The sequence below is a fragment of the Glycomyces harbinensis genome (assembly GCF_900101745.1).
Taxonomy (GTDB): Bacteria; Actinomycetota; Actinomycetes; order Mycobacteriales; family Micromonosporaceae; genus Glycomyces; species Glycomyces harbinensis.
Genome location: NZ_FNAD01000017.1, coordinates 40,931 through 55,146, shown reverse-complemented (window position 1 = coordinate 55,146; position 14,216 = coordinate 40,931). Strand labels below are relative to the sequence as shown.

Genomic DNA, 14,216 nt, shown 5'->3' with positions numbered 1-14,216 from the left:
GATGGGATAGCCTCACATTTAGTGCCAAATCACGACACCGAACAGCTGACCCCCTGAGGAGGTGAGGATGTCGAACACGAACACGACCACGGTCGGACCAGCAACCGTCCACCGTTTACTGCACCGGGACACGGTGTGCAGCGTCTTCAGCGGCACCGTCGCCACCGGGCCCACCGACCTCCTGTGCGTCACCGTCGCCCATGAGCGCGTCGACGGCTCCCGGCGCGAAGTCTTCCTCGAATGGGCCGCGAAGCTCACCGGCCTCGCCGCCCACCCCCATCTGTCACCCTGTTCAGCCGTCGGGCTCACCGAGAACGGACGCCCCTACCTCGCCGTCGGCACCGCGCGCCGCACCCTGGCCGACCTCCTCGCCGAGCAGGGCCCCATGCCCCCCGGGCAGGTGCGCGCCCTCGGCGTGGCCCTGAGCGACGCCGTCGCCGTCTACCACCGGGCCGGCCTCATCCACGGCGCGATCCAGCCCTCCCACATCCTCGTCGGCTCCGGCCACCACCTCCAGCTCACCGCCTACGACGTCACCGCCCCCGTCCTGGCCGCCCCCCTCCCCCCCTCCCCCTACACCGCCCCTGAGCACCTCGACGCCGCCGTAGCGGGCGAGGTGGCCGCCAGCCCCGCGGGGGACGTCTACGCCCTCGCCACGGCCCTCTACGCGGCCCTGGGCGGCCGGCTCCCCTGGGTGCGCCACGCCCGAGAGGACGCCGCCGACCCCCTCCTGCGCGCCGCCCCGGTGCCCCACGTGCCCGGCGTCGACTCCGAGCTCACCGACTTCATCGGCGCCGCCCTCAGCCCCGACCCACGGCGCCGCCCCACCGCCGACACCCTCCGCGAACAGCTCACCCGCCTACCGCTCGCGGGACCGATGGCCCCCGGCCTGCGCCCCGACACCGTCGCCGCCGGGCTCCTCCCCCGACGCGGCCTGCGGCCCGTGACCGTCGCCGTCTCGACCGAACTGGCGCCCTACCGGCCCAGCCGCGAGCGCATCGGCCTGCGACCGCGCCTGCGGTCGATCGCCACCGCCACCGCCGGCGTCGCACTGACGGGAGCGCTCCTCGGCGGCGCCGCGCTGGCGACGTATGCGGCGACCAATCCCGAGAGCACCGGAACCGTGTGCACCGACCCGGCCGTACTCGGCGGGCGGATCGACGAGCAATTGGACGAGGGCACGATCGTCGAGAGCTGGTGCGCCGACGACGGCGACTATGTCGCGGCCACTGTGGACTATCCGGGAGGCTCGGGCGGCGACGGCGACGGCGCCACCGAGCGACGGGTGTGGCGCATCGAGGGCGAGAACCTCATCGCCGTCACCGACTGCGCCGAGGCGACGCTTCCCGCCGCCATAGCCGAATTCCTCGACTGCGCCTGAATCGTCGCGCGCGAACGCGGCCGGAACCGCTGCGCCCCACGCGACCAGTCCCGATGCGGCCGCGGCGGTGCCGGCCGATCCCGCATCCGCTGCGCCCGATACGAACCCTGACTCGTTTCCTTCATCGCCGCCATGGCCTGCTCCTCACCCCGCCCGATGTCTTCGTGCGCGGTCTCCATGGTGCGGGGCCGAACCTGAATGCAGCCTTAAGGCGCCTGAAGGCGACTTCAGGAAAAGGCGGGCCCGAAGGCCCGCCCGCTAATCGCGCTCGGGAGCGCCGTCCTCTCGGCCTGGCTTCGGCAGGAAGCCGCCGAAGGCCGCAACGGTCTTGTTGGCGTAGGCCGACGTGTCGCCCCGCTCCATCGGTCCGTCCCATGTGGTCGGCAGCGGGGCGTGCTCCGGGAGGATGCGGCCCACGATGCGGTCCAAGGCCTCCTCGGCCTTGCCGACCCACAGGTGGCCGCCGCCCTCGATCTCCACGACCTCCGCCTGGGGAACGGCGGAGAACCGCCGCTTCGCCTCGGGGTACTGCAGGTAGTCGTCCTGCTCGGGAATGAGCGCCAGCAGCGGCCGGCCGTCCTCGGCCCACCGCTCCAGATCCTCCTCTTTGGAGTACCGCAGCGGCGGGGAGAGGAGCACCGCGCCCTCCACCCCCGGCTCGAGGCCGTACTTCAGCGTCAGGTCCGTGCCGAAGGACCACCCGACCAGCCACACCCGGGGCAGCTCGGCGAACTCCGCGTACTCGACCGCGGCGGCGATGTCGAAGCGCTCGCCCACGCCGTTGTCGAAGGCGCCCTGGCTCTTCCCCTGCTGCGACTCGGTGCCGCGGGTGTTGAAGCGCAGCACGGCCGCGTTCGCCAGCGCGGGCAGCCGCCAGGCGGCCTTGCGGAAGATGTGCGAGTCCATCATGCCGCCGTGGGTGGGCAGCGGGTGGACGCAGATGAGGGTCGCCTCGGGCGCGCGGTCGGCGGGCAGGGCGAGTTCGCCGACGAGCTGTAGCCCGTCGGCGGTTTCGAGCGTGAGCGCCTCGCGCCTGGCGGGGAGCATGCTCGCGGATCTGATGACGGTCACGCCGGAATTATCCCCGGAATCGGCGCCGGGCGACACCGTCTGTGGCGCACCTTGCACCCGGAGTGCGGCGAGGGGCGGGGCCTGCGGCCCCGCCCCTCGCCCGTGTCCAGTTGTGGTTCAGCGCCATCGGCCGGGCTTGCGCCGGTCCCGGGCGTTCCAGCAGCCGGCGTGCCAGTGGCGGCGGTCGTCGCCGTCACCGTCGTCGGACCAGGCGACCACGTGGGGCGTGCCCGGTTGGATCTCCAGGTCGCAGCCGGGGCAGCGGTAGGCCTTCGCCGCGTTGGCGCCGGGGATGCGGCGGACGCGGACGGGCCCGTCGGGACCGTCGATGAGGCTCGGGTCCTGGGCACCTGAAGTCGGTCGACGGGACTCGCTCTGTCGACGGTTCTTGCGCGGCACGGGTCGGGCCTAAGCGCGGGCGATGTCGTCCGAGGCGGGCTCGGAGCCCGCCTCGGCGGCCGCGGCTTCGCGCGCGACCCGCTCGTTCAGCCGTCTGACGTGCTTGTTCATTCCCCGGATGAGGAAGATCGTCACGACGACGAGGAACACGGTCACGAACAGCCCGAGCGGCCCGGCCATGGCCTGGTCGCGTTCCGGCCCGAACTCTTGTGCCAGGATCTCGATACCCACGCCGCAACCGTATCCCGCTGGCCCTACGCCTCTTGCAGCGCCGGGAGGCGCCAGTCGACCGGCTCACCGCCCTGCTCGGCCAGGAGCGCGTTGGCGCGGCTGAACGGCTTGGAGCCGAAGAAGCCGCGGCGGGCGCTCAGCGGGGAGGGGTGCGCGGACTCGATCGAGGGGATCGAGCCGAGGAGGTCCTTGAGCTTGCGCGCGTCGGCGCCCCAGAGGATGGCGACGGTCGGGCCGCCGCGTTCCACCAGGGAGCGGATGGCCTGTTCGGTGACCGATTCCCACCCTTTGCCGCGGTGCGAGGCGGGGGTGCCGGGGGCGACGCTGAGGGAGCGGTTGAGCAGCAGGACGCCTTGCTCGGCCCAGGGGGTGAGGTCGCCGTTGGCGGGGAGGGGGTAGCCGAGGTCGTCGCGGTACTCGTTGTAGATGTTGACCAGGCTCTTGGGGAGGGGGCGCACGTCGGGGGCGACGGCGAAGGACAGGCCGATGGCGTGCCCGGGGGTGGGGTAGGGGTCTTGTCCGACGATGATGACCTTGACGTCGTCGAACGGCTGCTGGAAGGCCCGGAGGATGTGCTCGGCGGCCGGGAGGTACTTGCGCCCGGCGGCGACCTCGGCGCGGAGGAACTCGCCCATCTTGGTGACGTCGTCGGCGACGGGGGCGAGGGCCTTGGCCCAGCCGGGTTCCATGAGTTCGTCAAGCGTTTTGTTCATGACTCAGATGCTAGGACCCTCCACCGACACGAAATACCCCGCGTCGCGCAGCGCCGCAACGATTTCGGCCGCGTGTTCGGAACCGCGGGTTTCGATCGAGAGGTCGACGGCGACTTCGCCGACGCTCAGGCGCGGGTCGCTGCGCTGGTGGTTGACGTCGACGATGTTGCCGCCGTAGGCGCCTACGAGCCGCAGGACCGAGGCGAGGGCGCCGGGGCGGTCGGCGCAGCGCAGGTTGGCGCGCATGAACCGGCCGGAGGCGCCGAGGCCGTGTTCGATGAGCCGCATGAGCAGCAGCGGGTCGATGTTGCCGCCGGAGAGGACGGCGACGGCGGGGGCGTCGTATTCGAACGAGTAGTTGAGGAGGGCGGCGTAGGCGGTGGCCCCGGCCGGCTCGACGACGAGCTTGTTGCGTTCGAGCAGGGAGAGGAGGGCGCGGCTGATGTCCTCCTCGGTGACGGTGACGATCTCGTCGACGAGGGCGGCGACGTGCGCGAAGGGGACGTCGCCGGGGCGGCCGACGGCGATGCCGTCGGCGATGGTCTGCATCTTGTCGAGGCGCACGGGGCGGCCGGCGACGAGGGAGCCGGGGTAGGCGGCGGCGCCTTCGGCCTGGACGCCGACGAGCCTGATGCCGGGTTTGAGCTGCTTCGCCGCGGCGGCGATGCCGGCGATGAGGCCGCCGCCGCCGACGGAGGTGACGATGGTGGCGGTCTCGGGCAGCTGCTCGAGGATCTCCAGGGCGATGGTGCCCTGGCCGGCGACGATGTCGCGGTGGTCGAAGGGGTGGATGAGGGTCGCGCCGGTCTTCTCGGCGAAGCGGTGGGCCGTCTCGAGGGCGTCGTCGACGGTGAGTCCGCCGAGGATGACTTCGGCGCCGTATCCCTTGGTGGCGGCCACCTTCGGGAGGGGCGCGGATTCGGGCATGAAGACGGTGGAGCGGATGCCGAGGGTGGAGGCGGCGAGGGCGACGCCTTGGGCGTGGTTGCCCGCGGAGGCGGCGACGACGCCGTGCTCGCGTTCGGCCTCGCTGAGGCGGGAGACGCGCATGTAGGCGCCGCGGATCTTGAAGGACCCGGCTCTCTGGAGGTTCTCGCATTTGAGGTGGACCCCGTCGAGGAGGGGGTCGCGCGAGGGTTCGAGGGGCGTGCGCCGCACGATCCCGTCGAGTTCGGCGGCCGCGGCCCGGACGTCGGAAAGTGTCACCAGCTCCGTCACGCCTCGATCGTAGTGCCCGAGCCGTTCGGCCGCGCACGGTGACGACCGCGGCCCAGGCTGGCGGCCGGGGCACTACGGGGGAATGGTCGGAAAACGGTTGCAGTAGACCGAAATGCCGACCTTGGACCTCCCTGGGCGGCACGCCCTCTGCGCCCGAAACCCCAGGTCGCACCTAGTGTGAATTGCTGTTCACTTCATGCGACAGAGGGTGACCCCCGTTACCAAGTGGGACCGGAAGGCTTAAGCTACGAACAGTCATTCCTTAACCATGGCGAAGCTTGCGAGCCATACGGAGGCAATTGCCCGCCCTCCTCACGACCGAACCGTCCATCCCCCGAACCCCTGGAGTCAACGGTGACTGCTGTCACGCTGAAGAACGTCTCAAAGGTGTTCCCCGGCGATACCCTCGCCGTGGACTCCTTGAGCATGGAGGTCAACCACGGCGAGTTCCTCGTCCTGCTCGGCCCTTCCGGCTGCGGCAAGTCCACGGTGCTGCGCATGGTCGCCGGACTCGAGACCCCCAGCGACGGCGAGATCCTCCTCGACGGCGAGTACGCCAACGACCTGCCCCCGCGCGAACGCAACGCGGCCATGATCTTCCAGACCTTCGCGCTCTACCCGCACATGTCCGTCGGCGACAACATCGGCTTCCCCCTCAAGCTCGGCCGCAACAACGGCGCCCAGTCCGTGCCCGACGCCGTCGGCGACATGGCCGGCGCCCTCGGCATCTCCGACCTGGTCGACCGCAAGCCGAGCCAGCTCTCCGGCGGCCAGCAGCAGCGCGTCGCCATGGGCCGCGCCCTGGTGCGGCGCCCCAAGCTGTTCCTCATGGACGAGCCGCTGTCGAACCTCGACGTGGGCCTGCGCGCGGAGCTGCGCACGGAGATCTCCTCGCTGGTGCGCCGCCACGACGCGACGACCCTGTACGTCACCCACGACCAGACCGAGGCGCTGACCATGGCCGACCGGGTCGCGGTGATGCGCAAGGGGGTCCTCCAGGACGTGGGCACCCCCGACGAGGTGTACGAGCGCCCCGCGACGATGTACGTGGCCGCCTTCCTGGGGACGCCGCGCATGAACCTGCTCGAGGCGCGCGTGAACGTCTACCTCGATCGCTATGTGGCCCTGGACTTCGGCGACCAGGAGCTGCGGCTGCCCTGGCACGACCTGCGCGGCCGGGCCGTGGCGCGCTACCACGGCGAGAACATCGTCGTCGGGATGCGGGCCGAGGCGCTCGCGCCGGTCGCCGACGGCCACCCGGGCCAGTCGATCCAGGGCCGCGTGCGCTTCTACGAGCACCACGGCCACGAGACGCTCGTCTTCCTCGACATCGGCGCGACCGCGGTGGTGCCCGACGGCATCGGCGACAAGCCCGACCTCGCCCGGGGCGGCTCGAAGCCGCGCCGGCGCCTGGGCGGGCTGTTCTCGGGCTTCGGGCAGGCCGCCGTCGAGCGCCGCGAGACCGACAACGGGCCGATCCGCAAGCCCGCCGACCTGGTCTTCCGGCTCCCCCCGCACATCCCCGTCTCGGCCGGCCAGCCGATCACGGTCGCGGTGCACATGGACGCGCTGCACTACTTCGACAAGTACGGCAAGCGCATCGACGTCGGCTGGACCTCCCGGGCGTAGACGCGCGAAACGCCGCGGGGCCCTCGTGAGAGGACCCCGCGGCGACGCGTGCGGTTCGCCTCAGCCGAGGAACTTCTCGGTCTCGACGACCTTGACCGACAGCTCGGCGCCCTTGGGGGTCTTGTAGGAGACGGTGTCGCCGACCTTCGAGCCGAGGATGGCCCCGCCCAGCGCGGAGTCGGGGCTGTAGACGGTGAGGTCGGTGGTCGCGCCGATCTCGCGGGAGCCGAGCAGGAACTTCTCGGTGTCGTCGGGGTCGCCGTCGAAGGCGATGGTGACGACGGTGCCGATCTGGATCTTGTCGCTCTCCTTCGCCTCGCCCACCTTCGCGTTCCGCAGCAGGTCCTGGAGCTGGCGGATGCGCCCCTCCTGCTTGCCCTGCTCGTCGCGCGCGGCGTGGTAGCCGCCGTTCTCCTTGAGGTCGCCCTCCTCGCGGCGGGCGTTGATCTCGGCGGCCATCACCGGACGGTTCGCGATGAGCTCGTCCAGCTCGCCCTTGAGGCGGTCGTAGGCCTCCTGGGTCAGCCAAGTGCCCTGGTTAGCGTCGGTAGCCATGTTTATCCTCCGAATAGTGCGATCCGTGCTGTGAGGTCCTGCCTCAGTGAGAAAGCCGATGCGCCGCCGCCCGGGTCGGGTCCCGGATAGCGAAAGGCCCGCCGACCGGAACGCGGTGCGACGGGCCGAAAGTCGTTGTTCAGTCCGGCTGCCAACACCTCAGGATCTCGCCGGTATTGGGTTCTCCCTCTACCGAGAGGGTGTACGTCATCTCGACGCGGGTGGACCCGTCGGCCGGGATGGCGACCTCGGCGTAGCCGATCTCGGCGCCGGCCAGGTCGCGCGACCGGACGGCGCACGTGGCGCCCTCGCCGGCCGGCTTGTAGACCTCGAAGGTGATGTCGACCTGCCCGGCGACGCTGTCGTCGTAACCGAGCAGCCGCTCGGAGACCTCGTTCTGGCCGTACAGTTCGGAGAGGCGCCAGGCCGCGAACAGACCGGCCGCGACGACGCCCACGAGGAGCACCGCCGTCACCGCGGGGCGGCGGCGGCGGGGAGCGCGGCGGCGACCGTAGCGACCGTCGGGAAAGGTCACGTCGGCCGTTTCAGGCACGCGCCCTTCCGTGGTCTGCGTCTCAGTCATTGCCGCGCTTTCCGTGTGCGAACAGCGGTTTCACCGCCGTGAACCCGGGTTCCGGGAAGAACCGGGAAGTAATGATTATCGAGTATCGTTGCACAGAATGCCAGAGCCGACAACTATCGCGGTGCGCGAGTCGGTTCGAGTGCGCCGAGCCTTCCGTAGAACACCCGCCAGTGAGGTCGACCGACGTGACGAATCCGTCCAGCAAGCTGCGCCTGATGTGCGTGCACGCCCACCCCGACGACGAGTCCAGCAAGGGCGCGGGGACGATGGCGCGCTACGTGCGCGAGGGCATCGAGGTCCTCGTCGTCACCTGCACCGGCGGTGAGCGCGGCGACGTGCTCAACCCGAAGATGGACCGCCCCGAGGTGCAGGCGAACCTGCCGCGCATCCGCAGCGAGGAGATGGCCCGCGCGCGGGAGATCCTCGGCGTCGAGCAGCACTGGCTCGGCTTCACCGACTCGGGGCTCCCCGACGGCTGGCTGCCCGACTCCGGCATCGCGCTGCCCGAGGACGCCTTCTACCTGGTGCCCCGCGAGGAGGCCGCCGCGCCGCTCGTGGAGATCATCCGGTCGTTCAAGCCGCACGTGGTCACCACCTACGACGAGGAGGGCGGCTACCCGCACCCCGACCACGTCAAGACCCACGAGGTGTCGGTCGAGGCCTTCGGCGCCGCGGGCGACCCCGAGCGGTACCCCGGGCTGGGCGAGCCGTGGCAGCCGCTGAAGCTGTACTACAACCACTCGTTCGGCAAGGCCCGCATCGAGGCCCTGCACTACGCGATGGTCGACGCCGGACTCGACTCGCCCTACAAGGACTGGATGGACGCGGGCGACTGGACCCGCGACAAGGGCGAGCGCGTCACCACCCGCGTCGAGTGCGCCGAGTACTTCGACATCCGCGACGCGGCCCTCAAGGCCCACGCGACCCAGGTCGACCCCGACGGGTTCTGGTTCGCCGTGCCGCGCGAGATCCAGCAGAAGGCTTGGCCGACTGAGGACTACGAACTCGTGGCCTCGAAGATCGAAACGCCCCTGCCGGAAGACGACCTCTTCGCTGGACTGCGCTAGACACCTCGTTTCCCAAGGGCCACAACCGACCCACTGACCACTCTCTCCACTTGCGACGATGGCGGCCGTGCCGTATCGTCGGGGTTCGCGCACCCTCCGTGAGGAAACAACTGTCGGGCTCCCGACACCACGGTGTAATTCTTCGGAAAGTGCGAGAACCTTGCTGCAAGCGCGCTCCCGCGGGTTACCGTGCCGGGAGAACCGGGCCTGATCCGGTCCCGGGACTCCAGCGGAGGCGGGCGCAGAACGGAGGTGGAGCCATGGTCAGTCGCGAAACGTCGCCGGCGCGAACCAAGTCGTTCGTCGGCAGTCTCCTCGTCGCCACTCCCACGCTGCAGGACCCCAACTTCGACCGCACCGTCGTCATCGGGGTCGGGCACGAGTCCGACGGAGTCCTCGGCGTGGTCCTCAACCGCGCCACCGAGCGCCGCGTCGCCCACTACCTCGACCAGTGGGCGGAGCTCGCGGGCGACCCCGCGGTCCTGTTCGAGGGCGGGCCGGTCCAACCGGACGCGGCGATCGGGCTGGGCTGGAGGAAGGCCGACGCGCCGTTCTCCGAAGCGTTCCGGCCGGTGCTCGGGCGCCTGGGGACCCTCGACCTCTCGCGGGAGCCCGACGACGTCGCGCCCCTGCTGGAGGGGATGCGGGTCTTCACCGGGTACGCCGGCTGGGCGCCGGGTCAGCTGGAGGCGGAGATCGACGCGGGCGCCTGGATGGTCTTCGACGCCCTCCCGGCCGACCCGTTCTCGGCCAACCCCGAAGAGCTGTGGTCGATGGTGTGGAAGCGCCAGGGCGGCATGCTCTCGGCGGTGGCGCACTTCCCCGCCGACCCCGCCATGAACTAGGACCCCCGTACTTCCCTCACGCCCCGGGCCGCCAGGCCATGAGGATCACCACCGCGGTGTAGAACACCAGGTTGAGCCCCGAGAGGGCCAGAAGCCGCCCGCGGTGCTGCTCGAGCAGTTCGCCGTCCATGACCCCGTGGGCGTCCTGGAGCTCCTTGCCGATGCGCGCGAGCACGCCCGGGATCACGGCCGCGCCGTTGACCACGGCCACCGCGTAGAGGGTCGAGGCGACGATGAGCCAGGCGTCCGCGAAGGAGTACCGGTCGCTCGTCAGCGTCGTCAGCACGCCGAACAGGGCCCCGACCAGGGTGAGGGCGTTGAACGCCATGCAGCGGCGCCCGGCCTGGTGCACGCGGTCGCCGTCCCGCTCGCGCAGGGCCCGCTCGCCGAGCCAGGGCATGAGCATGGCCGGACCGACGGTGAGGACCACCGCCAGGACGTGCAGGATCGACAACAACGTGTGCATACGGCTAGCTTACGGACATATAGGCATAAAAGTGCCGTGACCGGCACGGTCGCGCAGCGGCGGCGGCGCGGTCGGCGCGCGAGCGGACGGGACGACCGGGGCGCAGACGAAAAAGGTCGGGCCCGGACGCTTTCGCGTCCGGGCCCGACCTCTGTATGGCCGTGGAGGTACTGCACGCTTATGCGAAACCAAACCCCCAGCTAGACGCCTCACTGGATCGCCTCGCAGAGCCTGCCGAGCTCTGGATCCCGGATTCAGGCCCCGTAGGAGAACCGCGTTTGAATGGCGATCCTTCCCCCGACGATGCGCCGCCGGTGCCGCCACGCCCACTCAAACGACGACTCACGGTCGAACAACGCAAGGCGATCGTCTTGGCGTACAACCACGGCGTGCCACAGAAGGCCCTCGCAATCCAGTATGGCCTCAGTGACCGCAGTGTCAAGCGCCTGATCGCGGAGGCTCGAAAGTCAGGGCTGCCGCTTCGAACACGAGCGATCTGATCCGAACGGGGAAGAGGTGCACATCAGCCTCCGCAACATCAAGCTGCTGGTCCGCACGAGTTTGATGTTGCAATAGGCGCTGCACCTGCGCTGAGCGCACGCATCCTATGCAGGCTCGTCGCATTGTTCGACCAGGGTCTGTCGCAGTGCCTCAACCGCCGCGAGGGTATCGCTGAACGCGTCGGGTTCGGCCTCGCTCAGTCCCTGGTAGTAGCCGATCGCACGGTCGCAGTAGTCGAGTGCGACATCACGCTCAATACCGAGAGCATGCCGGACATAGGCGGCCATCCACACCGAGGTCGCCAGGTCGGGCAGGTAGGCGGCACGGTTGCCTTCGACCAGCTCTTCGCGCATCGCCACCGCTCGTTCGGCGGCGGCCAGCGCCTCAGCCCGCCGCCCCACCTCACCCAACCGGACCGCGAGATTGCTCACCGAGGACGCCAGGGCGGGCAGGTAGGCGGCACGGTTCGCTTCGGCCAACTCCTCATAGAACCCTCTCGCCCGCTCGGTGACGATGAGGGCTTCGAGCCGCTGTCCATGAGCGCCCAGCCAGTTGCCGAGCTGGCCGCAAGTGGCGGCGAGGGCGGCCCGGTCGGCGTCGGGCTCACGTTCATGATGGGTGAGTGCCCGAGCAGCGAGGGCGGCGCCGAGTCCGGTCAGGGCCGGATGCGGATACGGCAATACCCACAATGCTTCGGTGGCAATCTGGTCGATTCGCTGATCGCTGACCAGATCGGGCAGGCTGATAGCAGTGGTCAGCTGCCGGGCCGCGGTCAGGTCCTGCTCGGCCGCCTGTGCCACTGCCGCTTTGACCAGAGCGACCAATCGTTCGGCCAGGAGCGTCCCCAGCGGTTCGGCCGTCGCTTTTCCGGCTCCGATCAGTGCGGCTAGCGAATCAGCAAGGTGTTGCTTCAGGTCGGTTCCGATCTCGGGATAGTCCTCAGTAGCCAACGCCAGGGCACTGACCAACTGGGCGTGGTAGGCCGGCCGTTCCGTCACCGTCGCGGAGGCGACCAGGCGCTTGACGAGCGTTGACCGGCCCGGGGTGCGCGCCAGCAGGTGCGCGGCGACCAAGTCCGGCTCCACCGGCGCTACCGACCACAAGGACCGGTCCTCCGGTCGGTCCTGTGCTGTTGCGGGGAAGGCGTCGAGCATCCTCTCAGCCACGGTGACCCGATTTCCGGTCCCGTTGGGGCCGAAAGCCTCGGTACAGGCCAGCAGGTCGGGCAGATCGCACCGTGACGGTGCGGTCAATGTTGTGAGGCACAGTGCCTCGCGGACCTGCGCTGCAGTGGTGAACACCGCCCCGCCGCGATCGCGGTCTTCATCGAACGGCACACCTCGCAGACGGTCAACTTCGGCCGTAATCAGGTCATCGAGCAGCGCCTCGGACCCACTCGTACACGCCGGTGACTGATCTGCAACCTGACCAGGGGAAATATGGGCAAGGCCATGAGCGGCCAACAACGCGGCAATGTGCACCAACAGCGGACGATCGGCCCCCACAAGTTCGATGCTGAGGTCTTGACGCCAGACCTTGGGGACACCGAAACCATCACAGAAGTCGTCGAATGCCTGGGCGACATGCCGGTCGAGCTCATCGGCATCGAGCCGAGCCGGCGCCAGGTCGACCCGGTGATGGACGAGGTCCTCAAGGTTGCGACATCGGGCCCGCACCGGTTCCCACCACGTTTCCCGATGGCGCGAGACCAGCAGCACCCGCACCGGCACCGCCAACCGACCTTCGCGATAGTGCCGCCACAGTCGAGCCAGGAAGTCACCGACCCGATCCGGGTGGCGTTCGGGGTAGTCGCACACCAGCAGCATCGGCCGCTGCGGCACACCCGCTTCAGGGAGCGCTGCGTAGTCAGCGAATCCAGCCTGCCACTCCGGCACCGACGCGACCAAGCGGTCACAGACTTCAGCGGCCAGACGCGATTTACCGGTCCCGGCCGCACCCGTGATCACCCCGACCGCGATCCCCTGGACCCCGTCACCGTCCCGGACCCAGGCGAGTGCCGCTGCCGCTTCGCGATCGTGGAGTCCACCGGTCACGAACTGCACCGCACGGTACTTGAACTGCAAGATGTCGAACAGCGACTCCCCGCGCAGCTCCTCCAACCGCGGAGGGATCTTACTCGCATCGAAGACCTCGGCGGTCTCGGTCTCGGTGAGGAACGCCTGCCACATCGGGGTAACCGGACTGTCACCGCGCAACGCCCAATGCTGCAACCGCCCCATGATCGCGGTCGACACCGCCTCCACCCACGGATGATCGGTTCGGACCGCCGGGACACGGCCGCCTTCGTCGACCGCGGCCAGCAGCGGCGCCACCCACCCGCAGGCCACAGCAACCAGATCACCCGGATAGGTACCGTTGACCAGCGGCCACGACGCCCAGTCCTGATCGATCAACCCGCGCCGGAAACTCTCCTGCTCCTCGGAGTCGTCGAACAACTCCCGGGCAGTGTCATCGACGCCGTCCTTGACAATCGTCACCAGAGCCTTCTGCAGATCCGAAGAATTCTTGCCGGCCCGCAACCGCTGCCGACCACGACCCGCGACCACACCACGGGCCAACTGTTGGGCAAGGGACTTCGCTGCTGGTCCGGCGAACGCACCGAACTCGATCACGGCCACACCACCGCTACCGTGCAGCCGACCGCTACCGGCCCGGGAATCCCGAGCATGCGGCTCTGACAGTGGATCGCCCTACGGCTCGCAGTAGCGCAGCGGTCGGGCAAGGAGTAGACGAAGGGGGCCGTCACCATGCCACGACGATACCGGCCGCGAACAGCAAGGGCAGTCCACCGAACAGGTCATGTCCAGAACAGACACCGACTCGAACGTCAACCCCAAGGACCGATAACAGTCATCTGCAGACGGTCACATGGGCCCCGTGGGGAAGCCCGTGAGGCAGGCATGTACCGAGGTAATCGAACCCGCCGTCGGCGATGAATGGATCACAGACAAGCACCAGCAAACTTGACGCCTGTGACCGGCCACTGCCGGTCACAGGCGATCACATGGACCCCGTGAGGGGGCCGGTGGTGTGGAGGTACTGCACGCTTATGCGAAACCAAATCCGCAGGTAGACAGCATTCTCGTTCGCTTCGAAAACGTACGGGAAGTGGACGAGCCGTCATCAGACCCCTCAACGCAATCACGACCCGGCAGTGAGCTCCCGGTCATCACCGCGCCCTCGACGCCGCCGCGAACGCTGCATCGACGACTGACTGCCGATCAGCGTCAAGCGATCGTCGCCGCCTTCAATCACGGTACGCCGCAGAAGGAGTTGGCCGCAAACTACGACATCAGCGTCCGCAGCGTCAGACGCCTGGTTCGGGACTCCCGAGAATCCGCAAACCTCAAGGATCACCCAGGAACTACGTGACACTCCCCCACCTGAAGACCACTTCCTGCCGAGTCGATCCCAGCGCGGCTGGGATGAACTACCGCGGCAGCACAGGCAACGACGTCGTATTTCGGCCAGACGGCACGCATCCCGGTGCCAATAATGGAGCGCGAGCAGGGTCGCGAAACCTGTGTCCGGCCGAA

15 protein-coding genes are annotated in these 14,216 nt (G+C 69.3%); 6 read left to right on the top strand and 9 right to left on the bottom strand.

Annotation, left to right across the window (positions count from 1 at the left end; translation table 11 throughout):
• Positions 1 to 67 precede the first annotated feature (67 nt).
• Positions 68 to 1,381 (top strand): protein kinase domain-containing protein, encoded by a 1,314-nt coding sequence (locus tag BLQ63_RS22385; protein WP_091039757.1) that lies wholly within the window; start codon positions 68 to 70, stop codon positions 1,379 to 1,381.
• Between the two features lie 258 nt (positions 1,382 to 1,639).
• Here the strand turns inward: BLQ63_RS22385 and BLQ63_RS22380 are convergent, their stop codons facing one another.
• The 5 genes from BLQ63_RS22380 to ilvA form a co-directional block, all read right to left on the bottom strand.
• Positions 1,640 to 2,428, bottom strand: coding sequence for an alpha/beta hydrolase (locus BLQ63_RS22380; RefSeq protein ID WP_091039844.1), 789 nt, complete (start codon positions 2,426 to 2,428; stop codon positions 1,640 to 1,642).
• Between the two features lie 141 nt (positions 2,429 to 2,569).
• Positions 2,570 to 2,851, bottom strand: a complete 282-nt coding sequence (locus BLQ63_RS22375) for a hypothetical protein (RefSeq protein ID WP_218125434.1) — start codon at positions 2,849 to 2,851, stop codon at positions 2,570 to 2,572.
• Positions 2,852 to 2,860: 9 nt separating this feature from the next.
• A complete protein-coding gene (locus BLQ63_RS22370) occupies positions 2,861 to 3,082 on the bottom strand; it encodes a hypothetical protein (RefSeq protein ID WP_091039756.1) in 222 nt (73 codons plus the stop codon).
• Between the two features lie 23 nt (positions 3,083 to 3,105).
• Positions 3,106 to 3,795, bottom strand: a complete 690-nt coding sequence (locus BLQ63_RS22365) for a uracil-DNA glycosylase (protein ID WP_091039755.1) — start codon at positions 3,793 to 3,795, stop codon at positions 3,106 to 3,108.
• Positions 3,796 to 3,798: 3 nt separating this feature from the next.
• Positions 3,799 to 5,013, bottom strand: a complete 1,215-nt coding sequence (gene ilvA / locus BLQ63_RS22360; RefSeq protein WP_091039754.1) for a threonine ammonia-lyase — start codon at positions 5,011 to 5,013, stop codon at positions 3,799 to 3,801.
• 354 nt (positions 5,014 to 5,367) lie between these two features.
• On the opposite strand from ilvA, the gene BLQ63_RS22355 reads away from it, so the two are divergent.
• Positions 5,368 to 6,642, top strand: a complete 1,275-nt coding sequence (locus tag BLQ63_RS22355; RefSeq protein WP_091039753.1) for an ABC transporter ATP-binding protein — start codon at positions 5,368 to 5,370, stop codon at positions 6,640 to 6,642.
• A gap of 60 nt (positions 6,643 to 6,702) precedes the next feature.
• On the opposite strand, the gene greA is transcribed toward BLQ63_RS22355, so the two are convergent.
• Positions 6,703 to 7,197, bottom strand: a complete 495-nt coding sequence (gene greA, locus BLQ63_RS22350) for a transcription elongation factor GreA (protein WP_091039752.1) — start codon at positions 7,195 to 7,197, stop codon at positions 6,703 to 6,705.
• A 139-nt stretch (positions 7,198 to 7,336) separates the two neighbouring features.
• Positions 7,337 to 7,780: a DUF4307 domain-containing protein gene (locus tag BLQ63_RS22345; protein WP_091039751.1), complete on the bottom strand. Its 444-nt coding sequence runs from the start codon at positions 7,778 to 7,780 to the stop codon at positions 7,337 to 7,339.
• Between the two features lie 215 nt (positions 7,781 to 7,995).
• On the opposite strand from BLQ63_RS22345, the gene mca reads away from it, so the two are divergent.
• Together mca and BLQ63_RS22335 are read left to right on the top strand one after the other, a co-directional pair.
• A complete protein-coding gene (mca, locus tag BLQ63_RS22340) occupies positions 7,996 to 8,847 on the top strand; it encodes a mycothiol conjugate amidase Mca (protein WP_091039842.1) in 852 nt (283 codons plus the stop codon).
• 260 nt (positions 8,848 to 9,107) lie between these two features.
• Positions 9,108 to 9,692 (top strand): YqgE/AlgH family protein, encoded by a 585-nt coding sequence (locus BLQ63_RS22335; RefSeq protein WP_091039750.1) that lies wholly within the window; start codon positions 9,108 to 9,110, stop codon positions 9,690 to 9,692.
• Positions 9,693 to 9,708: 16 nt separating this feature from the next.
• On the opposite strand, the gene BLQ63_RS22330 is transcribed toward BLQ63_RS22335, so the two are convergent.
• A complete protein-coding gene (locus BLQ63_RS22330; RefSeq protein ID WP_091039749.1) occupies positions 9,709 to 10,158 on the bottom strand; it encodes a DUF2269 family protein in 450 nt (149 codons plus the stop codon).
• 155 nt (positions 10,159 to 10,313) lie between these two features.
• Between BLQ63_RS22330 and BLQ63_RS30010 the strand changes: the two genes are divergently transcribed.
• Positions 10,314 to 10,658 (top strand): sigma factor-like helix-turn-helix DNA-binding protein, encoded by a 345-nt coding sequence (locus tag BLQ63_RS30010; RefSeq protein WP_091039748.1) that lies wholly within the window; start codon positions 10,314 to 10,316, stop codon positions 10,656 to 10,658.
• Positions 10,659 to 10,763: 105 nt separating this feature from the next.
• Here the strand turns inward: BLQ63_RS30010 and BLQ63_RS22320 are convergent, their stop codons facing one another.
• Positions 10,764 to 13,292 (bottom strand): tetratricopeptide repeat protein, encoded by a 2,529-nt coding sequence (locus tag BLQ63_RS22320; protein WP_143015047.1) that lies wholly within the window; start codon positions 13,290 to 13,292, stop codon positions 10,764 to 10,766.
• A gap of 418 nt (positions 13,293 to 13,710) precedes the next feature.
• Between BLQ63_RS22320 and BLQ63_RS22315 the strand changes: the two genes are divergently transcribed.
• The gene (locus BLQ63_RS22315) at positions 13,711 to 14,052 is read left to right on the top strand and encodes a helix-turn-helix domain-containing protein (RefSeq protein ID WP_091039746.1); all 342 of its coding nucleotides are present in this window, start codon (positions 13,711 to 13,713) and stop codon (positions 14,050 to 14,052) included.
• Positions 14,053 to 14,216 lie beyond the last annotated feature (164 nt).